This window comes from Leisingera sp. ANG-M1, assembly GCF_000813745.1.
Lineage (GTDB): Bacteria > Pseudomonadota > Alphaproteobacteria > Rhodobacterales > Rhodobacteraceae > Leisingera.
Window position 1 is genome coordinate 13,975 of record NZ_JWLC01000040.1, and the last position, 917, is coordinate 14,891.

Consider the following 917-nt stretch of genomic DNA (forward strand, 5'->3'; position numbering starts at 1 on the left):
AACCACAGTCCCGCCGCTGGCCCGAAACCGCGCCACATGCTCCATCACCAGCGCACGCCCTTGTGCATCCAAGCCGGCCGTCGGCTCATCGAGGAACACGATTTTGGGACGGCCGATAAACGCCAGGGCAAGGGCAACCCGGCGCTTCTGACCGAGCGAAAAGCCGTATACGCGTCGATTGGCCAATGCTTCCAGGTCAAATGCCTGCAAGGTTTCGCGGACGCTTGCGGAGTTCGGGAAATGGGCCGCACCAAACTCCAGGAGCTCTGCTGGGCTCAGCTGTTCCGGAAAATCAACGTCTTGCAGGACAATTCCGAATTGACCCCGAACCTGATCAGACCTGGGCGTGCTGCCAAAAGCGGTAACCTGACCACGATCCGGGAGGCGATCCCCCTGCATGACCGACAACAGGGTCGATTTGCCTGAGCCATTCGCTCCGACAAGGGCGAGTACTTCACCAGGGTTCAAATCCAAAGATACCCGGTCAACGGCCTGGACCGGCCCGAACGATAAGGAAACATCTTGGACGCTCAATAAGGGGTTAGGCATGAAGAGGACATTCCATGGGGTCAAAGGCTTTATGGCCGAGCAACGCCGGGCGTGCCGATTCTGCTCCTGTCAAGTCAAGATAGACCAGACGAGGCCGAAGCCCGACCGGGTGCGCTAGAGACAAGATCTCGGCGGTTTCAAAGACCTGCCAATCCGTGAAACAGAAACCATTTCTAGACGCCATGGTCGCCTGCCGATACAAGGATTTCATACCATGGTCCAATCCCAAGCTGCAGCGCTTTCCTGCTGCTTCCATGCGGGTCCAGATCCGGGCGGCTTCGGGGGCAGAGATTGCGGGAGACACACCGCAGTCGCGGAAAACCTGGACAAAATTTTGCAATCTCTTTGATGTGAACCGTTGCAAGTCC

General features: G+C 57.7%; 2 protein-coding genes. Both read right to left on the reverse strand.

Annotated elements, in window-relative coordinates:
• Positions 1-549, reverse strand: a 549-nt coding sequence (locus RA19_RS24845; RefSeq protein WP_039168373.1) for an ABC transporter ATP-binding protein, incomplete at its 3' end; no start/stop codon positions are given.
• A partial coding sequence (locus RA19_RS27270) for a hypothetical protein (RefSeq protein WP_206540306.1) occupies positions 542-917 on the reverse strand: 376 nt, incomplete at its 5' end. The genes RA19_RS27270 and RA19_RS24845, both read right to left, overlap by 8 nt.